Source organism: Pseudomonas sp. O39, from assembly GCF_045447295.1.
Classification (GTDB): Bacteria; Pseudomonadota; Gammaproteobacteria; order Pseudomonadales; family Pseudomonadaceae; genus Aquipseudomonas; species Aquipseudomonas antarctica_A.
This window is the reverse complement of the sequence record NZ_JBJGXV010000012.1, coordinates 66,285-84,500: the sequence shown is the minus strand read 5'-3', so window position 1 is coordinate 84,500 and position 18,216 is coordinate 66,285. Positions and strand designations below refer to the sequence as shown.

Sequence of the window (18,216 nt, the reverse complement as noted above, 5' to 3'; positions counted from 1 at the left end):
CCCTATGAAGCGTTCCGCTCTTGCTGGTTTGTTCGTTACCGCTGCGATCATGGCCTCCCCTGTTTTCGCTGCAGGTGAGCCTGACCTGTGCAGAATCAATCTGGACAAAATCAACAACGGCAAAGCATTGCTAGCCACCGACACCAGCGGCAAAAGCGGCGAAATCGACACCGCCGTCTCCCAAGCCAAGGCAGCCCACGCAGCCGGTGATGACAAGAAGTGCATCGAGATCACGTCCAAAGCACTGCAGGATATGCAGAACAGCGAAAAAGGCGGCCAATAAGCGCTTCACTCGGTCGCGGCCAACCTTCGGGTTGGCCTTCTGCGAGCGTTTGGCGTACACTGCACAGGCTTGTCACTCAACAAGAAACAACGAGTTACAAGCACGGGGCCGTTTAGGATTCGACGCCGGTCGCGAAACTTTAGGTGCATGCCGAGTTGGTAACAGAACTCGTAAATCCACTGTTGCAACTTCTTATAGTTGCCAATGACGAAAACTACGGCCAGGAATTCGCTCTCGCTGCGTAAGCAGCCTTAGCCCTGAGCTTCTGGTACCTTCGGGTCCAGCAATCACCAGGGGATGTCTGTAAACCCAAAGTGATTGTCATATAGAACAGAATCGCCGTGCAGTACGTTGTGGACGAAGCGGCTAAAACTTACACAACTCGCCCAAAGCACCCTGCCCTTCGGGTCGCTGAGGGTTAACTTAATAGAAACGGCTACGCATGTAGTACCGACAGCGGAGTACTGGCGGACGGGGGTTCAAATCCCCCCGGCTCCACCAATTCGAAGCATCGACAAAACCCGCCTAGTGCGGGTTTTGTTGTTTCTCGAGGATGGAAAGCCCAACCGGCGGGCCTTCGGATTTTTCCTTCAAGATGTCCCGCTGTCAGTGAACCAGCTCCCCTCCACCCACGCGGCTACCTCCCCCAGTCGACGTAAAACCTGCCGCCGGGTTTAGCCACTCGGCAATATCACGGCCTGCAACACCCACATCCGCTCAGCACCTGCTGGACCGCGTTACGGCGGCTGTGCGTGAGGCACTTTCGGATGCACTGGGTTCCTTGATTCCTGGTCTGCTAACCCGCGTACAGTTGCCACCCTGTTTCGATCAGCAGGGCGAGACGCCTCACAACGCCTCGCCCGCTGGAATCCCCTCACACTTCCCATTACCCTGACCGCCTTTATCAGACAACCGGAAGTCCGATACCCGTGCTCAAGCCCTTCGCTGTCATCGCCCTCGCCTGCGCGCCCTTGCTCACCCACGCTGCCGACCTGGCAGGTGTGTGGAAAGGCACCTTGGGTAAATCCGCCGTTACGGCCTGTTTTAATGGTGCCCATGGCGCCAACGGCAGTTATTACTACCAGCGCATCCTCACCCCCATCCAACTGACTCAGGCCAACGCCAGTGAACCGTGGGCCGAAGAAGGCAACACGGGTTTCTGGCAGCTGGATGAGCCCCAAGGTGACACGCTGACGGGAACCTGGAGCAAAAACCCGGGGGGCAAAGACCTGGCATTGCTGCTGAAACGGGCGGATACGGAAAGCTGCGCCAGCGACGCCTATAACACGCCACTCGAGGCGGTGCCGCCGAAGGTGACGGTCGAGAAGAAGTCCTTTGGCGAGCACGCCTACCAAGTGCACACCCAAGGTGGGCAGGTCACCTTGAAGCTCGAAGGCGAAGGGCCGGCTATCGAGAAGATCAACCGCGACCTCGCGCGGTTAGCGGTTAGCCCGGACGGCCAGGCCGACTTCTATCGTGAGCGGCGCAATGCACTGGACCAGAGCGGCGGCACGACCACCAGTGAGATTACGGTGGAGCCGTTTTACTGGTCCTCGCAATGGATCACGGTGCGGTTCTACCGCTGGACGGCAGGTTATGGACGCGGCGGTATCAGTTGGGGCCTGCACAGCTGGAACCTGCAAACCGGCGACAGCGTCGACCCGTGGACGTGGCTCGGCGGGCAGCAGGAATGGTACGACGCCTACTCCGGCCAGGTGAAATTGCCCACCCCATTCAGCGACTGGCTGGCCAAGCAAACCACCACCGACGAAGGCTGCCCGGCGGTGACCAGCTACTCCACCTTCGACCTGAGCTTCAACACCCAAGGCCTGCAACTTTCAACGCCCGCCACCGGCGACGGCTGCGACAACGCGTTGAGTTTCACCTGGGCGCAATTGGAACCGGTGCTGACCGAGCCAGGCAAAGCGGCGCTGCCAAGCTTAAAACGGCCGTGAATACCCGGCTCAGCGAGCCTTACAAAAACCCCACATTCATTCACGAAATATTAAGAATCCGTTACATATACTAGCCGATCGCCACGGCCGTTCCCCCGAACGGCCCCTTGCCCCGGTAGCCAGAACCTATGACGCGTCCCGTTTCTCTGCTGCTCCTTCTCGTTGGTGTGTTGTTCTTCTTCGCCCTTGGCAGTCATGAGCTGCAAGGCTCCACCGAAGCCCGCGTTGCCGGGATCGCCATGGCCATGCACCTGGACAATGACTGGGTTATCCCACGCCTGTTTCGTGAGCCGTTCCTTGAAAAACCACCCCTGAGCCTTTGGTTGGATGCCGGAGCGATTCGCCTGTTCGGTGGCACAACGTGGGCGGTGCGCTTGGCGTCAGCGTTTGCCGGGCTGTTCAGCGTGATGCTGTTTTACGCAATGCTGCGCAAGTTCGGGCGGCCACAGACTATGGCGTTCTGCGCGGCGCTGATCCTCGCAACCATGGCCAGTTACTGGGGCAACGTGCGCGGCGTGGGTGAGGATTCATTGCTCAGCCTCGGTGTGACCACTGCGTTGCTGGCGTTCTACCAGGCCGTGCGGCCCGAGCGTCAAGGTTCCAGTGTTTGGGCGTGGGCGTTGTTTACCGTCGGGATGGCCATCGCGACGTTGAGCAAAGGCGTGCTCGGCCTGGCGATGCCGGGCATTGTGATTTTTGTGTACCTGCTCAGCACCAGCGTAATGGACAAGCGCCTGCGCATCGGCGACTGGCTCAAGCCTGGGCTATTCACGCTGCTGGCGCTGGTGCCGCTGCTGATCTGGCTGGGCTTTCTGTTCCAGCGTGGCGGCATGCAGGCCGTGGCCGAAGTGTTGTGGACCAACAGCGTCGGGCGTTTCAGCGGCTCGTTTGTCGAAGCCGGGCACTACGAACCGTTCTATTACTACATTGCAAAACTGCCCGAGGCCTTCCTGCCCTGGAACATTCTGGTGTACCTGGGCCTGTGGCATTTCCGCAAAAGCCTGGTACGTAACCGCTACCGCCTGTTTTTCAGCGTGTGGCTGGTGGCGCAATTCACCCTGCTGACCCTGGCGTCCAGCAAGCGCGTGGTTTACCTGATGGCACTGACACCGGCAGCCGCCGTACTTGCAGCGGAATATGCAGGGGTGCTGTTGGAATGGCTCAAAGCGCATAAACCGGCGCTGTACCGTTATCACCGCGGCGTGATCAGCGGTGTGTTCACGCTGTTGATCGTCAGTTACATGACGGCCGCCTTCTGGTTTGCACCAAAAGCTGACTTGCGCGAGTCCTTCGTACCGGTGGTCAGTCAGGCCAAGGCTTATCAAACCGAAGGCAAGGAGGTGGTGCTGTTCCAGCCCAACGAACGCATCGCCGGGGCCAGCGTGTTCTATCTGCAGGGCTATTTGCCGATCCTGCAAACCGAAGCTGAGCTGCGTAGTTTTCTTGCAGCCAAGCCCGGCAACATGGCGCTGCTGGACCGCCCCGAGCAACTGGCTGAGAAGGTCAGCGTGATCAAGCAGATGGCAATCGGTCGCCAGCCTTACTACTTCGTCGAGCAGTAAGGCCGGCGCCGGGCATCAGTGCTTGGTGACTTTGTCCAGGTAACCCATGGCGAACGCCGAGATCACGAAGGTCATGTGGATGATCACGTACCACATCAAATGCTGCGGATCGACGTTCTTGGCGTCCATGAAGATGCGCAGCAGGTGAATGGACGAAATCGCCACGATGGAGGCTGCCACCTTCATCTTCAGTGACGAGGAGTCCATGGTGCCCAGCCAGTTGAGCTTTTCCTTATCCTCATCGATATCCAGCTGCGAGACAAAGTTCTCGTAGCCGGAGATCATCACCATCACCAACAAGCCACCGACCAGCGCCATATCGATCAACGACAGCAGCACCAGGATCAGTTCCGACTCGGCCATCGAGAACACGCTCGGCAGCAGGTGAATCACTTCCTGGAAAAATTTCAGCGCCAGCGCCAGCAACCCCAGGGACAGGCCGAAATAGATCGGGGCCAGCAGCCAACGCGAGGCGTACATAGCATTTTCAATAAAGCGTTCCATCGGATCTCACACAGCGTGGCTAAAAATGGCGGCGAGTATACCAGCCGCTACCAAACACCTGTAACCGCGAGAAAACTGACCTGGGCGGCATCTGTAAGAGAATTTTTCTGCTAGTGTCGAGTCCATTAACTCGGCTCGATGATGTCGGACAGGAAGATTCAGATGATGGATGTGCGATCCCCTTTGGCCACAATCGGCCTGTGTGCGGCGTTGCTGATGGCCGGCGGCTGCTCTCCCAAAGAAGAGCAGAAGCAGGTCACCCTCGAAGAAAAAACCGCGAAATTCGAACAGTCACTGGACACCATTCAAGACCCCAAACTCAGAGATGCCATCGCCGACCTCGGCGGCTCGCTGCTGTTGCTGGAGCGGGCGCGCGTCAAACTCGCCAACAAGCCCATCGAAGCCGAATACGGCGAAGACACCCTCGCCCTGCTCAAGCACTACCCCACGCCCCAAGCCTTGGTGGACACCTACATCAATGGCCTGTTCGTGCTGCGCAAAGCGTCACACTCCGACTACCTGACGGATTTGCAGCCGGTGTTCCCGTTCAACTTCAACACCCCGGACCAGTTCCCCTTCCCCCACGGCCTGGAATGGCAGTCGGTGACCTTGAGCAACAATAAAGTCATCCCCTTTCAGCCGGAATGGTCGGAAACCGATCCAGGCATCCAACTGAGCCCGAGCAGTTCCAACCTGACCAACCCCGATGACCTGACCGTGACTTACCCGTTCATCGAGGGTATCGAGACCGACAACAAGAGCCAGCCGCAGCCCGTCAGCCTCAAGGGCGCGGTTGAAGTGGTCGCGCCAGGCAAGGTGCTGACGTTCGACTTGTCGAAAAAAGACGTGGGCCACAAACGCACCGAGGGCAATATCACCCTCAACCTGCTGCTGCTTGAGAAAAACTACGCCGAGATCGAACTGACCAACAGCGAGCCGCTCGCACCGGAGGTCGGCGACGAATCACCGAACCCCTTACTGGTACAGGCACGTGACAGTACCGGGCAATTTCTCACCCGCTCGGGCTCGATCAACGAGAATGCTGCGCAAGTGGCGTTCTACGAGAAACAACTGGCCGAGATGCAAAAACAGACGACCTGGTCGGATGCCTTTGAAAAGCAACTGACGGACGAGCAAAAAGCCTTCGAACATAAACAAGGCAGCCACTACGCCAAGGTGTATTTCAATGGCCTGATCGACACCCTGCAGGTCGATGTACTGGACTTCTCCAAGGCCACGCTCACCCGCAAGGACCTCGACCTGCCGGTGATGCGCTTCGACAAGAACAGCCTGCAGAAGACCGTGCAAGCCCTGCCGATGCCGGTCACGGTGTATGACGACGGCGCCGCCAGTTGGCTCAAAGACGCCGCGATGACCGAGGACCAGCTGAAAAAAAGCGTGACGATCAGCCAGTCGACCGAAGACGCCAGTGCCGCGAAAATCGTGTTTGACCACCCTTTCACGTTCAATGACGATCTGGTCGGCGCTGATCGCAACAGCGGCGAGTCGCCCATTACCTTCTTCACAGCGGACGACAAAGGCGAACGCGGCGAGCCCATCGAGTTGCCGACCGAAGCCTTCGAGTTGAACGCAGGCAGCGGCACGCTCACTTACGACCTCAACCTCTTCCCGGAAAACCCGGCCTTTGTGGTGGGCTCGGTACCGCTGTTCCTGGCCACGATCGAAAAAGCCACGATTGACGTGGGCAAGCTGCCTAAAGGCCTGTCGCTGAAGGACAACGCGCTGATTGTCGATCAAAAAGAGTTCCCCGCCGACAGCTGGCGTTTCTACGCCAAGGACGCGAGCGGCAACTATCTCAAGGAAATTCTCGGTGTGAGCCACCGCGCCGAGGAGTACGGCACGGCGCTGTTTGACGTGTTTTATTTCTACGGCCAGCCGACGACGCTGGAAAGCTACCAGCGCACCGACCTCGGCACCGTGCAATACGGTTTTGAAGTGAAGCTGGACAAACCCGAAAGCAAATAATGCTCAGTGATGGGTATCACTGACCGTCTGGGCTCGCCCACCATTGAGTTGTCGCAGATGTGCCTGCAAGTGCAGGCACCAGATCTGCGGGTCATCGGCCAGCGCATACCCGTGCAGGGTCAGGCTTTCAACAATCGATTGCAGGATGGTTTCTGCCACGAAGGGCCCATGAAACGGGCCTTGGGACTTGATGGTGGAAGGCTGTTCGCCGGTCATTCCAGCGGCAAACAACAACGTCCACATCCCGTTATCCCCCGCGAGAGGGCGAATGGAGCATTCGATACGGGTAACCAGGCCCAAACATTGGCGGGTAAGGCAAAGGTTGCGCGGCATGGCGGCGACCCTCGGTAGATCGGTGTTCAACCTCGCGCGTGGCGAAGCTGTCTCTGTCCAGCGACTCCTGTAGATATCCCTTAAGCTCAGAATAGAATAAAACCAGTACAAACCAAGGCTGTAGGGACCAACGGGCGTTGGTCCCTGAGAGGCGAGTCAAAAATGTGGCGTTTTTAACAATTTTCCGAATACACCACTGTTCCAATGTGGGAGCTGGCTTGCCTGCGATGACTGACTTACAGCCAACATTTCTACTGACTGACACACCGCTATCGCAGGCAAGCCAGCTCCCACACTTACCGAGCTGCCACAAAAAATCAGCTCGGCTTGGCTTCCGCCAACGCCTGCTGCGCCAGCTCCTTCTCCGCTTCCTTCAAGTCGTCCTCGCTGATCATCTCGGCAATTGCGCGCAAACGCTCCACCACGCGCGCATTCACCGTGCCTTCCGGGAATTGCCCCTCTTCGTCCGGCTCACCGGCCGGCTCACCGACCAACAAGCTCAACGCCTCATCCGCCTGACGCACGGCGTAGATGTGGAACTGCCCGTCGCGCACGGCCTGCAGCACCTTCTCGTCGAGCATCAACGTAGCGACGTTGGCTTGCGGAATGATCGCACCCTGCTCGCCGGTCAACCCGCGCGCTTCGCACAGGCGGAAGAAGCCTTCGATCTTCTCGTTGACCCCACCCACCGCCTGCACTTCGCCAAACTGGTTGATCGAGCCGGTGATGGCAAAGCACTGCTTGAGCGGCGTCTTCGATAACGCCGAAATCAGGGTGCACGCCTCGCCCAGGGAGGCACTGTCGCCGTCCACATAACCGTAGGACTGCTCCAGCGCGATACTCGCCGAGATCGCCAGCGGGAATTCCTGGGCATAACGGCTGCCCAGGTAACCGGTAAGGATCATCACGCCTTTGGAGTGAATCGGCTGGCCAAGGTTAACCTCGCGCTCGATGTCGACAATGCCACTGCCGCCCGGGTACACCGTGGCGGAAATCCGCGCCGGTACGCCGAAGGCCGAGTCGCCGACTTCCAGCACCGTCAGCCCGTTGCATTTGCCCACGGCCGCACCGGCGGTATCGATCAGGATGACCCCGGCGAGCATGTCGTCGAGAATCCGCGCCGACACACGCCCGGTACGCGTGGCCTTGGCCTTGAGCGCGCGTTCGATATGCCCGGCATCGGTCATCTCATCGCCCGCCAGATGGCGAATGAAATCCGCCTCGCTCACCAGCTGGAACAAATCGCCGATACGCGCCGACAAACGCCCCTGGTGTTCCGCCAGGCGTGCGCTGTAGGTCGCCAGACGCGCCACTGCGTCCGACGTCAGCGGCGCCATGCCTTCTTCCGAGGTGCGGGTTTTGAGCAACTGGGCGAACTGCTCCAGGCTCTCGTCCACCATCGGGATGTCTTCGTCGAAATCCACCAGTACGCGGAACATCTCCTGGAAGTCCGGATCGGCATCCTGCAACGCGTAGTACAACTGGCGCGAACCGATAATGATGACCTTGACCTGCAACGGAATCATTTGCGGGTTGAGGGTCACGGTGGCCAGGCGGCCGAGCTCGCCCAGTGGCGATTCCATCTTCAGTTTGCGCGACTGCAGGGAACGCTTGAGGGCGTCCCACACAAACGGCTCGCTGAGCATTTTTTCGGCTTCCAGAATCAGGAAACCGCCATTGGCACGGTGCAAAGCGCCCGGACGCAGCTGGCGATACGTGGTGTAGAGCGCGCCCTGGTCGGTGCTGTATTCGATACGGCCGAACAGGTTGTCGTAGGTCGGGTGCGGCTCAAACACTACCGGCGCACCGCCGTTGACCGGGTGGCCGACCACCAGGCTCGGGCAATATTGCTCTTCGAGCAGCTTGCGGGCCTGGGCGTCGGTCTTGGCGTCGTCCACCAGTTGCTCGACCACGGTTTTGAGCAGGTACACCTGCATGGCTTGCAGGTAACCGCAAACACCCGCGTTTTCCGCGTACTTTTCCGACAGCGGCGCCAGCAAAGGTTGCAGGGCCAGGGTGATGGTTTCTTCGTTGAACTGACGCAGTTGGTTGTTGGATTCACGCTTCCACTGCGGCAGGCTCGCCAGTTCTTCGTTAAGGCGTTCTTCCAGTTCGGAAATATCCGTGTGGAAACGCTCGCGATCAGCCTCTGGCAGTTGCGAGAACTCCGCTTCGTCCAGCGCTTTGCCGTCGAGCATCGGGGTGAAGGCGATGTTGGAGCTGTCGCGGTACAGCGCAACGTCCTTTTCCAGGGCCAGGCGTTCGATCACGTCCAACGCCTTGTCGTAACGCTGGTTGAAGGCGCGGTCGATGGCGCTTTTGCGCTGTTGATAGGTCGGGTGTTCGAAAACAGCGGGGAACGTAGCGACCAGGTTGTCGACCAACCCATTGATGTCGGCAATGAAAGCCGCAGCAGCACCGCCGGGCAATTCCAGGGCGCGCGGTTCGCGCGGCTCATCGAAATTATTCACATAGACCCAGTCCGCCGGGGTCTGCAGGCGTTTGCCTTCGGCCTTCAGGTAGCGTTTGACGAACGAAAAGCGGCCGGTACCCGGCTCGCCCATGACAAACACGTTGTAACCGGGGCGTGGCATGGCCACGCCGAACTGCAAGGCTTCAACCGCACGTTCCTGGCCAAGCACACCGCGAAAGGGCTCCAAATCATTAGTGGTCGAGAAGCTGAACTGTTCAGCGGAGAAAGGGCGAGTCAGCGCTTCAGGCGCTAGACGCAGGCTGGCAGCAACAGGATCAGGCATCGGGCTTCCTTACATCAGGCGGGGCAGATGACGGCATTCTGGCTCTCGGTTACGCGCTCTGGCAAGGCGCGCCTTTGGGAAAGCATAGACACGGGAGGCCTCCTACAAAAAAAACGCGACAACTCGGTTTGTTTTATAAAAAATAACGGAACCCCAGGAACGTGCCTAAACTCCAAACTGCGCGGGTTGGACTAATAACTGGCCCCTAGGGCGCTGCGACGCGCCTGAACCCTTGTCCATTGGTTTGCACACAAAGAGAACAAAGCTATGAAACGGATCCTTCTTGGTACTCTCTTCACCGTTGTCTCCCTCAATGCAATGGCTGAATCACCAGGTGGCCCGAACTGCGGTTGGGGCAACATGTTGTTCGAAGGCCAGCGCGGTACGCCAGCTCACTTCCTCGCTTCCACCACCAACGGCACCTCGGGTAACGCCACCTTCGGCATGACCTCGGGCACCAACGGTTGCAGCACCAACAGCGCCCTGACCTACGGCGGCAAGTCCTGGATTGCCATGAATGGCATGATGAACGAGCTGTCCGAAGACATGGCCAAGGGCAACGGCGAAGCGCTGACCACCTATGCCGTGGTACTGGGCGTTGCACCGGAAGATCGCGAGCACTTTGCTGCCGTGACCCACGAGCACTTCCAGCAAATCTTCAGCAAGGCTGACGTGACCGCTGACGACGTGCACAACAACACCCTGGCTGTACTGAAAAGCGATACCCGCCTGGCGAAATACGCTACCCAGGCTTAAGCTCGACCCGCCCGCGCCTTACGAGGCGCGGGTTTTACTTTTGGGCCCGCCTCCCCTTTGGGTCTCACTATTTCCGACTTAAGTTGCCCCTATGCTCAAACGCTTTGCCTGGTTGGCACTCTTCGCCTGCGCCCCGCTATACGCGGCCCCGCATATTGATGATCAACGTTTGCAGCAATTGGCCAACGATCCATTCTGGCTGTCTTTGGGCCATTACGAAGCCGGCAAGCTCAAAGGCTGGCGCAGCTATGTCAGCGACAAGAAATTCTTCCTCGCTCCCGATGGCGCCCACCACCCGGACGCCGAGCTCAAGGCCACCGTTGAAGCGCTGTATGCTCCGGCAAGCCTGGGTGAAAAACATGCCCAATGCGTTTACCCTGCACGCACCCGCTGGCTGAAGGAACAGTTGCACCTGACCGATCTGCCTGCCCTGGAGTGCAAAGAATTCACCCAATGGTTCAAGGACGTCGCGCCCCACAGCGCGGTGATGATCTTCCCGGCGGCCTACCTCAACAGCCCGTCGTCGATGTTCGGCCACACGCTGCTGCGCATCGACCAGGCTGACGTACAAAGCAACAACACCGCCCTGCTCAGCTACGCGATCAACTTCGGCGCCTATATCGAAGGCTCCGACAACAGCATTCTCTATGCCTGGAAAGGCCTGATGGGCGGCTATCCCGGCCTGTTCGCCCTGGTGCCGTACCAAGAAAAGCTCTCGGAATACCGTAGCCTCGAGAACCGCGACCTGTGGGAATACCGCCTCAACCTGACCCAGCTCGAGACCGAGCGCATGGTCAGGCACGTGTGGGAGCTCAAGCAGATCCAGTTCGACTACTTCTTCTTCGACGAAAACTGCTCCTACCGCCTGCTGGAACTGCTGCAAGTGGCGCGCCCGAGCCTGCGCCTGACCGAGCAATTCCCACTGACGGCAATTCCGACCGATACCGTAAAGGCGGTAAAAGAAGCGGGTTTAGTCGAGAAAATTGATTACCGCCCGTCGCGTGAACGTGAGCTGCTGGAACGCGCCAAACCGCTGGATGGCGACGAGCAACAATGGGTGCTGAAAGTCAGCGACGACCAGAAACAATTGCAGGCGCCGGCCTTCAAAGCCCTGCCCCGCGATCGCCAGGCACTGATCATCGACGCCGCCTATCGCCTGGGCCGCTACCGCGCCAACGGCCTGGAGCGCGACACCGAACGCTCCCAACGCAGCTTCGAGCTGCTGCGTGCGATCAACCAGAACCCCGCGCCCGACCTCAAAATTGAGCGCCCGGGCCTGCCCGAAGATGGCCATGAATCACGCACCTGGCAAGCCGGCGTCGGCACTCGTGGTAACAAAACTTTCGGCGAATACGGCCTGCGCATGGCCTACCACGACCTTAACGACAACGCCGAAGGTTTCCCCTTGGGCGCGCAGATTGAAATCCTGCAAATGAAACTGCGCCAGTACGAAGGCAATCACTGGCAACTGCAACAACTGGACCTGGCCACCATCCGCTCCCTGACCCCACGCAACGCCCTGTTGCAGCCTTGGTCATGGCAAGTCACCGGTGGCCTGGAGCGCGTGCCGGGTAAACACGACGACCAAACCCTGGTCTCTCACGTCAACGGCGGCGCCGGCGGCACCTGGCAACTGAGCGACGACATGCTCGGCTTCGCCCTCGGCACCGTGCGCGTGGAACACAACAACGATTTCAGCGAGGCCATCTCCCCTGCTGCCGGTTTCAACACGGGCCTGCTGTGGAAAAATCCGCTGGGGAATTTGAGCCTGGAAGCCAAAGGGGATTTCTTCACCAATGGTGAAGTGCGCCGTAGTGTGAGCCTGAACCAGCAGTGGGAATTGTCGCGCAACCTCGGCCTGCGCCTTAGCGCCCAGCGCGAATACAGCCACTTGTCGACACCCGTGAATGAAGTGATGCTTGAAGTGAAGTGGTACCACTACTGATCTGTAAGCCCCGGCGATGACCCAATGTGGGAGCGGGCTTGCCCGCGAAGGCGGTGTATCAGCGCGAATAGTCTGACTGACCCACCGCCATCGCAGGCAAGCCAGCTCCCACACTGGTTTTGTGCCTGGCCTGAATTCTGTGCCCGCCGCAGTTCAAAAATGTGGGAGCCGGGCTTGCTCGCGAAGGCGGTGCATCAGTAACGGCCAGGCTGACTGACCCACCGCCATCGCAGGCAAGCCAGCTCCCACACTTGTTTTGTGCCTGGCCTGAATTCTGTGCCCGCCGCAATTCAAAAATGTGGGAGCCGGGCTTGCCCGCGAATGCGGTGTATCAGTAACGGCCAGGCTGACTGACCCACCGCCATCGCAGGCAAGCCAGCTCCCACACTTGTTTTGTGCCTGGCCTGAATTCTGTGCCCGCCGCAGTTCAAAAATTTGGGAGCCGGGCTTGCTCGCGAATTCGGTGTATCAGCACCGGATAGTCTGACTGACCCACCGCCATCGCAGGCAAGCCAGCTCCCACACTTGTTTTGTGCCTGGCCTGAATTCTGCGCCCGCCGCAATTCAAAGGTGGGAGCCGGGCTTGCCCGCGATGGCGGCGGTTCAGGCAATGATGTATTGATTGACCCACCGCATTCGCGAGCAAGCCCGCTCCCACATTTGGCTCGCGTATAGTCAGATGCACTGCATTTCCCGCCCAGTCAGGAGCTCCATCAACATGGCCGTTAACTGCACCACCCTTGAAGAAGTCCGCGCAAACATCGACCGCCTCGACAAGCAAATCGTCACCCTGCTCGCTGAACGCGGCCACTACGTTTCCCAGGCCGCTCGCTTCAAAAAAGACTCGGACGGCGTCAAGGCGCCGCAACGGGTTGAACAGGTGATCGCCAAGGTCCGGGGTTTATCGCAGACCGTGGGCGCGAACCCTGAGGTCACTGAGCAGGTGTATCGCGCGATGATTGCAGCGTTTATCCAGCAGGAATTGGCTGAGCATGCCGCACTGGCGATCAACCAGGCGACATAACCCCTGTGGCGATTCGACAAGCCTGCTCGCCACAATGGCAGTGCCAGCCTTTAGGTGGCGGGCGTCATCGCTTGGGTCAGGTCGTCTACGACGGCCTTGCCCATCTCACACAGATAATGCGCAGCCCAGGCGTATTGTTCGCCGCGCACATCCATGGCGGCTTCCATCGCGAGTTTCTTGGAGTAGAAAAGCAAAGTGGAGGCGTGTTCCAGCGCTTCATCAATCGGCATGCCGGCATTGACGCGGAACAGCGGTTTTGCGTTTTCGCCGTAGTCGCCGAAGGTGACGACGCCTAGGGTGGTAATTGAAGACAGGGGTGGATCAGGGACGACTTTAGACATGGTGTACCTACTAAGTGAGATAAAGGACCACCACAACACGTCGCTAAACATAAAGGGGTGGCAGCTGTACGCAGGTTAGCGAACCGGTCACCTAGACACCCGGCAGATCCGAAGATCTCCCGCGCACAGCCGCCATAACACGATATCGACAAGCACAAAAACCGCCTGCCAAGTGTGTAAAGAGGATGAGTCTTAGTGATTCGGGTCGCTAAACCCGGTCGCTGCTTTCACAGCGAAGCCAGGAGACTAGTGACCCAAACCCTAAGGCACAATAGGCCAGGGATTCTCTAGGAAACGTCCTGCAATTTAAAGAGAATCGTCGTTGATGGCCCTTTAGCCCAACACCTTTCTCACCTCTCTTTCACACCGCCCCAACAAATCCCTGACTAGACTTCCCCTATCAGCCGGGAAACGGCCAGGGAGTACGCCATGTGGCGGTCTGCGGTAATGCTGTGCGCGGTAGTGTGGTTGTCGGGTTGCCAATCAACCCACCAGGAGTTGCTGGCCAAAGGTTATCCACCGGCCTTTGCCGATGGCTTTGATGACGGTTGCAGCAGCGGTCGCCAGGCCGCAGGGGTGATCAGCGGGGAGTTTCGCAAGAACGTTCCGCGCTATCTGAAGGACCGCGAGTACGCCGAAGGCTGGGAAGATGGCTTTCGCCAGTGCAAGGCCATGCGCGAGAACGAAGAGTTGCGTGACTACAAGGACAACCACTGGGATGACCGTGAGCGTGCCTGGCAGCAAGAGAAAGACCGCGACGCAGGCAGGGCTTATCGCGCGCAATAGGTCGCTTTCAGACATCCAGCGAAACTAAAGCCCGGCGACTATGGCCCAAACTCCATAGAGGGAGAATGTCATGAGCCGAGCTTTTGTTAACGAGGACAACGCCGCCGCCCAGGCCGATCAGCCGGTGGAGCGCCAGGTCAGTGAGCAACCCAATCGCCTGACCGCAAAAGGGTTGGCGCAGTTGCAGGCCAAGGTCGCGCAGTTACAGCAGGAATACAGCGTGGAGTCCGCCAAAGGCGAAACAGCCGATAAGCAGCGCCAAGCGGATCTTGAGCGGGATTTGCGCTACTTCAACCAGCGCGTGCAAAGCGCCCAAGTCGTGGCGCCGGCCACCTCCACCGATAAGGTGCAGATCGGCAGTTGGGTCACCTTCGCCAACGAGCAGGACGAGCAGCAGCGCATTCAATTGGTGGGGGAAGACCAGGCCGATGCCCACGCTAACCTCATCAATTGGGGCTCGCCTTTGGGCCGCGCATTGCTGGGCGCCCAGGTGGGCGACGAGGTGCTGTGGAAACGCCCCGTCGGCGATCAAATGATTGAAGTGCTGCAGGTCGAACCCGAGACTTAAACGATACCTTGCGCCAGCATCGCGTCAGCCACCTTCACGAAGCCTGCGATGTTCGCGCCCTTCACATAATTGACCCGACCGTTTTCTTCACCGTAATGCACGCAGGCATGGTGGATCGACTGCATGATGCTGTGCAGCTTGCTGTCCACCTCGCCTGCCGTCCACAGCAGGCGCATGGCGTTCTGCGACATTTCCAGGCCACTGACGGCCACGCCGCCGGCATTGGATGCCTTGCCCGGCGCGAACAGAATGGCCGCCTCGATAAAGATATCCACAGCCTCAAGCGTGGTCGGCATATTGGCGCCTTCGGCCACGCAGATGCAGCCGTTGCGTAGCAACGTGCGGGCGGCGTCGGCGTCCAGTTCGTTCTGGGTGGCGCACGGCAGGGCGATGTCGCAGGCCAACTCCCAAGGGGCTTTGCCTTTGCGGAACTCCAGGCCAAAACGCTCGGCTAATTCACTGATGCGACCGCGCTGCACGTTTTTCAACGCCAGCAGGGCCGACCATTGCTCCTCGGTCAAACCGCTTTCGGCGTACAGGGTGCCTTCGGAGTCGGACAGAGAAATGACCTTGCCGCCCAGGTCCATGACCTTGCGTGCCGCGTATTGCGCCACGTTACCCGAGCCGGACACAGCCACGCGTTTGCCTTCAACTCGCTGACCACTGCGCTTGAGCATTTCTTCGGCGAAGTACACGCAGCCGAAACCGGTGGCTTCGGGGCGAATCAGGCTGCCGCCGTAAGTCATGCCTTTGCCGGTCAGCACGGAGGTGAATTGGTTGCTGAGGCGCTTGTACTGGCCAAACAGGAAGCCGATTTCGCGGGCGCCCACGCCGATATCACCGGCCGGCACGTCCACGTCCGCACCAATGTGGCGGTACAACTCGCTCATGAACGCCTGGCAGAAACGCATGACTTCGGCGTCGCTCTTGCCCTTGGGATCAAAGTCCGAACCGCCTTTGCCGCCGCCCATGGGCAACGAAGTCAGCGAGTTTTTGAAGGTCTGTTCGAAAGCGAGGAACTTGAGCACGCCCAGGTTCACCGACGGGTGGAAGCGCAGGCCGCCTTTGTAGGGACCGATGGCGCTGTTCATCTGGATGCGGAACCCGCGATTGACCTGAACCTTGCCGTGATCATCCACCCACGACACCCGAAAGGTGATCGCACGTTCCGGTTCGCAGATGCGCTCCAGGATGCCCGAGGTCAGGTAGTGGGGGTTGGCTTCAAGAAACGGCCACAAACTGCGCAGGACTTCCTCTACGGCTTGGTGGAATTCCGGCTGGTCGGGGTCGCGTTTCTTGAGGCGGGCAAGGAAGGATTCGACAGATTCGATCATGGAAATGTCTCGGCAAATTGATTGTTTTTAAAGGAGATTGAGCCGGACCTTAGCAATTCATGTTGCACCTGAAAAGCGCAAAATGTCGCTTTTGTGAATTTAAATGGTGCATTAGATATAAATTATTGTGCTTTTTTGCACCATGAGAGGGATTTCAACTCAAGGCATGCACCAACCGTTAAAGCGCCTTCGCGAGCAAGCCCGCTCCCACATTTGATCGGGTTCCCACTTTGGAATGCGGTCGAATGTGGGAGCGGGCTTGCTCGCGAATGAATTCAACGCGGTCCACCTGAATAACGCGCGCAAAAAAAAGCGGAACCCGAAGGCTCCGCTTTTTTCAAACCAGCCCGACTCAGGCCAGTTTTTTGTGCCGTACACGGTGCGGCTGGGCAGCAGCTTCGCCCAAACGCTTTTTACGGTCCGCTTCGTACTCGGTGTAGTTACCTTCGAAGAACACTGCTTGGGAGTCGTCTTCGTACGCCAGGATGTGGGTCGCGACGCGGTCAAGGAACCACCGATCGTGAGAGATCACAATGGCGGCGCCCGGGAAGTCGAGCAGGGCTTCTTCCAGGGAACGCAGGGTTTCAACGTCGAGGTCGTTGGACGGTTCGTCGAGCAGCAGGACGTTGCCGCCCTCTTTCAGGGTCAGGGCCAGGTGCAAGCGACCGCGCTCACCACCGGACAGGTCCTTGACGAACTTCTGTTGGTCGCCGCCCTTGAAGTTGAAACGGCCGACGTAGGTGCGCGACGGGATTTCATAGTTGCCGATGCGGATCTGGTCAGAGCCGTCGGAGATCTGCTGGAACACGGTCTTGCTGCCATCCAGGTCATCGCGGCTCTGGTCGACACAGGCCAACTGCACGGTTTCGCCGACTTCGATGGTGCCAGAATCCGGGGTTTCCTTGCCCATCAGCATGCGGAACAGCGTGGATTTACCCGCACCGTTACCACCAATAACGCCGACGATCGCGCCTTTTGGCATCGAGAACGACAGGTTATCGATCAACACGCGGTCGCCATAGCCTTTGGAAACGTTCTTGAACTCGATGACCTTGTCACCCAGGCGCGGACCCGCCGGGATGTAGATCTCGTTGGTTTCGCTGCGCTTCTGGAATTCCTGCGACTGCATTTCTTCAAAGCGTTGCAGACGTGCCTTGGATTTGGACTGGCGGGCCTTGGCGCCTTTGCGCACCCACTCCAGTTCTTCCTTCATGGCTTTTTCGTGAGCCGATTGCTGCTTGGATTCGGCGGCCAGACGGTCGGACTTGGCTTCCAGCCAACCGGAGTAGTTACCCTCGTAAGGAATACCGGCGCCACGGTCGAGCTCGAGGATCCAGCCGGCGACGTTGTCCAGGAAGTACCGGTCGTGCGTGATCGCAACCACGGTGCCCGGGAAGTCGTGAAGGAAGTGTTCCAGCCAGGCGACAGAATCGGCGTCCAAGTGGTTGGTCGGTTCGTCGAGCAACAGCATGTCGGGTGCCGACAGCAGCAGGCGGCACAGGGCCACACGACGCTTTTCACCACCGGACAGGAATTCGACCTTGGCGTCCCACGCTGGCAGGCGCAGCGCATCGGCGGCGACTTCCAGCTGGCGCTCCAGGTTGTGACCGTCGCCGGCCTGCAGGATGGCTTCGAGCTTGGCCTGTTCGGCGGCCAGCTTGTCGAAGTCGGCATCTTCTTCGGCGTAGGCGGCGTAAACCTCGTCCAGGCGGGCCTGGGCGTTCTTGATCACGCTGACCGCTTCCTCGACCACTTCGCGCACGGTTTTGGTCGGGTCCAGGATTGGCTCTTGCGGCAGGTAGCCGATGTTCAGTTCGGGCATCGGGCGGGCTTCGCCTTCGAACTCGGTGTCGACGCCGGCCATGATTTTCAGCAGTGTGGACTTACCCGAACCGTTGAGGCCGAGCACGCCGATCTTGGCGCCTGGGAAGAAGGACAGCGAAACGTTTTTCAGGATTTCCCGCTTCGGCGGAACAACTTTTCCCAGCCGATGCATGGTGAAGACGTATTGAGCCATGGTGAACCTAGCGTCAGTGACTGATGAGTTAAGCGGGCGAAGCCCGTGCAGGCCATGCGCCGCGCG

At 59.0% G+C, this 18,216-nt stretch carries 15 protein-coding genes and 1 other RNA gene; 10 read left to right on the top strand and 6 right to left on the bottom strand.

Annotated elements, in window-relative coordinates; all coding sequences use genetic code 11:
- Positions 1-4: 4 nt before the first annotated feature.
- From ACI77D_RS16995 to ACI77D_RS16980, 4 genes are all read left to right on the top strand, one after another.
- Positions 5-283 carry a hypothetical protein gene (locus tag ACI77D_RS16995; RefSeq protein WP_221295667.1) on the top strand — a complete coding sequence of 93 codons (279 nt, stop codon included), beginning with the start codon at positions 5-7 and terminating at the stop codon, positions 281-283.
- Between the two features lie 104 nt (positions 284-387).
- Positions 388-784: a transfer-messenger RNA gene (gene ssrA / locus ACI77D_RS16990) on the top strand.
- Between the two features lie 428 nt (positions 785-1,212).
- On the top strand, positions 1,213-2,238 hold the full coding sequence (locus ACI77D_RS16985) for a hypothetical protein (RefSeq protein WP_407017096.1): 1,026 nt from the start codon (positions 1,213-1,215) through the stop codon (positions 2,236-2,238).
- Between the two features lie 128 nt (positions 2,239-2,366).
- Positions 2,367-3,800: an ArnT family glycosyltransferase gene (locus ACI77D_RS16980; protein ID WP_407017095.1), complete on the top strand. Its 1,434-nt coding sequence runs from the start codon at positions 2,367-2,369 to the stop codon at positions 3,798-3,800.
- A 15-nt stretch (positions 3,801-3,815) separates the two neighbouring features.
- On the opposite strand, the gene ACI77D_RS16975 is transcribed toward ACI77D_RS16980, so the two are convergent.
- Complete coding sequence (locus tag ACI77D_RS16975) at positions 3,816-4,304, bottom strand: TIGR00645 family protein (RefSeq protein WP_064454204.1); 489 nt, start codon at positions 4,302-4,304, stop codon at positions 3,816-3,818.
- A gap of 162 nt (positions 4,305-4,466) precedes the next feature.
- Here ACI77D_RS16975 and ACI77D_RS16970 point away from each other — a divergent pair, with 162 nt between their 5' ends.
- Positions 4,467-6,290 carry a hypothetical protein gene (locus ACI77D_RS16970; protein ID WP_262666304.1) on the top strand — a complete coding sequence of 608 codons (1,824 nt, stop codon included), beginning with the start codon at positions 4,467-4,469 and terminating at the stop codon, positions 6,288-6,290.
- Positions 6,291-6,293: 3 nt separating this feature from the next.
- Here ACI77D_RS16970 and ACI77D_RS16965 read toward each other — a convergent pair whose 3' ends face one another.
- Together ACI77D_RS16965 and ACI77D_RS16960 are read right to left on the bottom strand one after the other, a co-directional pair.
- Positions 6,294-6,623 carry a hypothetical protein gene (locus tag ACI77D_RS16965; protein WP_262666305.1) on the bottom strand — a complete coding sequence of 110 codons (330 nt, stop codon included), beginning with the start codon at positions 6,621-6,623 and terminating at the stop codon, positions 6,294-6,296.
- Between the two features lie 317 nt (positions 6,624-6,940).
- Complete coding sequence (locus ACI77D_RS16960; RefSeq protein ID WP_064454206.1) at positions 6,941-9,379, bottom strand: Lon protease family protein; 2,439 nt, start codon at positions 9,377-9,379, stop codon at positions 6,941-6,943.
- A gap of 267 nt (positions 9,380-9,646) precedes the next feature.
- Between ACI77D_RS16960 and ACI77D_RS16955 the strand changes: the two genes are divergently transcribed.
- The 3 genes from ACI77D_RS16955 to ACI77D_RS16945 all read left to right on the top strand — a co-directional run bounded on the left by ACI77D_RS16955 (position 9,647) and on the right by ACI77D_RS16945 (position 13,104).
- Positions 9,647-10,135 carry a DUF3015 domain-containing protein gene (locus tag ACI77D_RS16955; RefSeq protein ID WP_017139294.1) on the top strand — a complete coding sequence of 163 codons (489 nt, stop codon included), beginning with the start codon at positions 9,647-9,649 and terminating at the stop codon, positions 10,133-10,135.
- Positions 10,136-10,226: 91 nt separating this feature from the next.
- Positions 10,227-12,080, top strand: coding sequence for a DUF4105 domain-containing protein (locus ACI77D_RS16950; RefSeq protein WP_221295670.1), 1,854 nt, complete (start codon positions 10,227-10,229; stop codon positions 12,078-12,080).
- Between the two features lie 718 nt (positions 12,081-12,798).
- Positions 12,799-13,104 (top strand): chorismate mutase, encoded by a 306-nt coding sequence (locus tag ACI77D_RS16945; protein ID WP_064454208.1) that lies wholly within the window; start codon positions 12,799-12,801, stop codon positions 13,102-13,104.
- A 50-nt stretch (positions 13,105-13,154) separates the two neighbouring features.
- Here ACI77D_RS16945 and ACI77D_RS16940 read toward each other — a convergent pair whose 3' ends face one another.
- Positions 13,155-13,445 carry a DUF3077 domain-containing protein gene (locus ACI77D_RS16940; RefSeq protein WP_064454209.1) on the bottom strand — a complete coding sequence of 97 codons (291 nt, stop codon included), beginning with the start codon at positions 13,443-13,445 and terminating at the stop codon, positions 13,155-13,157.
- Between the two features lie 429 nt (positions 13,446-13,874).
- On the opposite strand from ACI77D_RS16940, the gene ACI77D_RS16935 reads away from it, so the two are divergent.
- Positions 13,875-14,231: a hypothetical protein gene (locus tag ACI77D_RS16935; protein ID WP_221295672.1), complete on the top strand. Its 357-nt coding sequence runs from the start codon at positions 13,875-13,877 to the stop codon at positions 14,229-14,231.
- A 70-nt stretch (positions 14,232-14,301) separates the two neighbouring features.
- Positions 14,302-14,799 carry a GreA/GreB family elongation factor gene (locus ACI77D_RS16930; protein ID WP_064454211.1) on the top strand — a complete coding sequence of 166 codons (498 nt, stop codon included), beginning with the start codon at positions 14,302-14,304 and terminating at the stop codon, positions 14,797-14,799.
- Here the strand turns inward: ACI77D_RS16930 and gdhA are convergent.
- Positions 14,796-16,133 carry an NADP-specific glutamate dehydrogenase gene (gene gdhA, locus ACI77D_RS16925; protein WP_259763422.1) on the bottom strand — a complete coding sequence of 446 codons (1,338 nt, stop codon included), beginning with the start codon at positions 16,131-16,133 and terminating at the stop codon, positions 14,796-14,798. The two genes, ACI77D_RS16930 and gdhA, sit on opposite strands and share 4 nt — an antisense overlap.
- A gap of 352 nt (positions 16,134-16,485) precedes the next feature.
- A complete protein-coding gene (gene ettA / locus ACI77D_RS16920) occupies positions 16,486-18,150 on the bottom strand; it encodes an energy-dependent translational throttle protein EttA (RefSeq protein WP_407017094.1) in 1,665 nt (554 codons plus the stop codon).
- Positions 18,151-18,216: the final 66 nt, after the last annotated feature.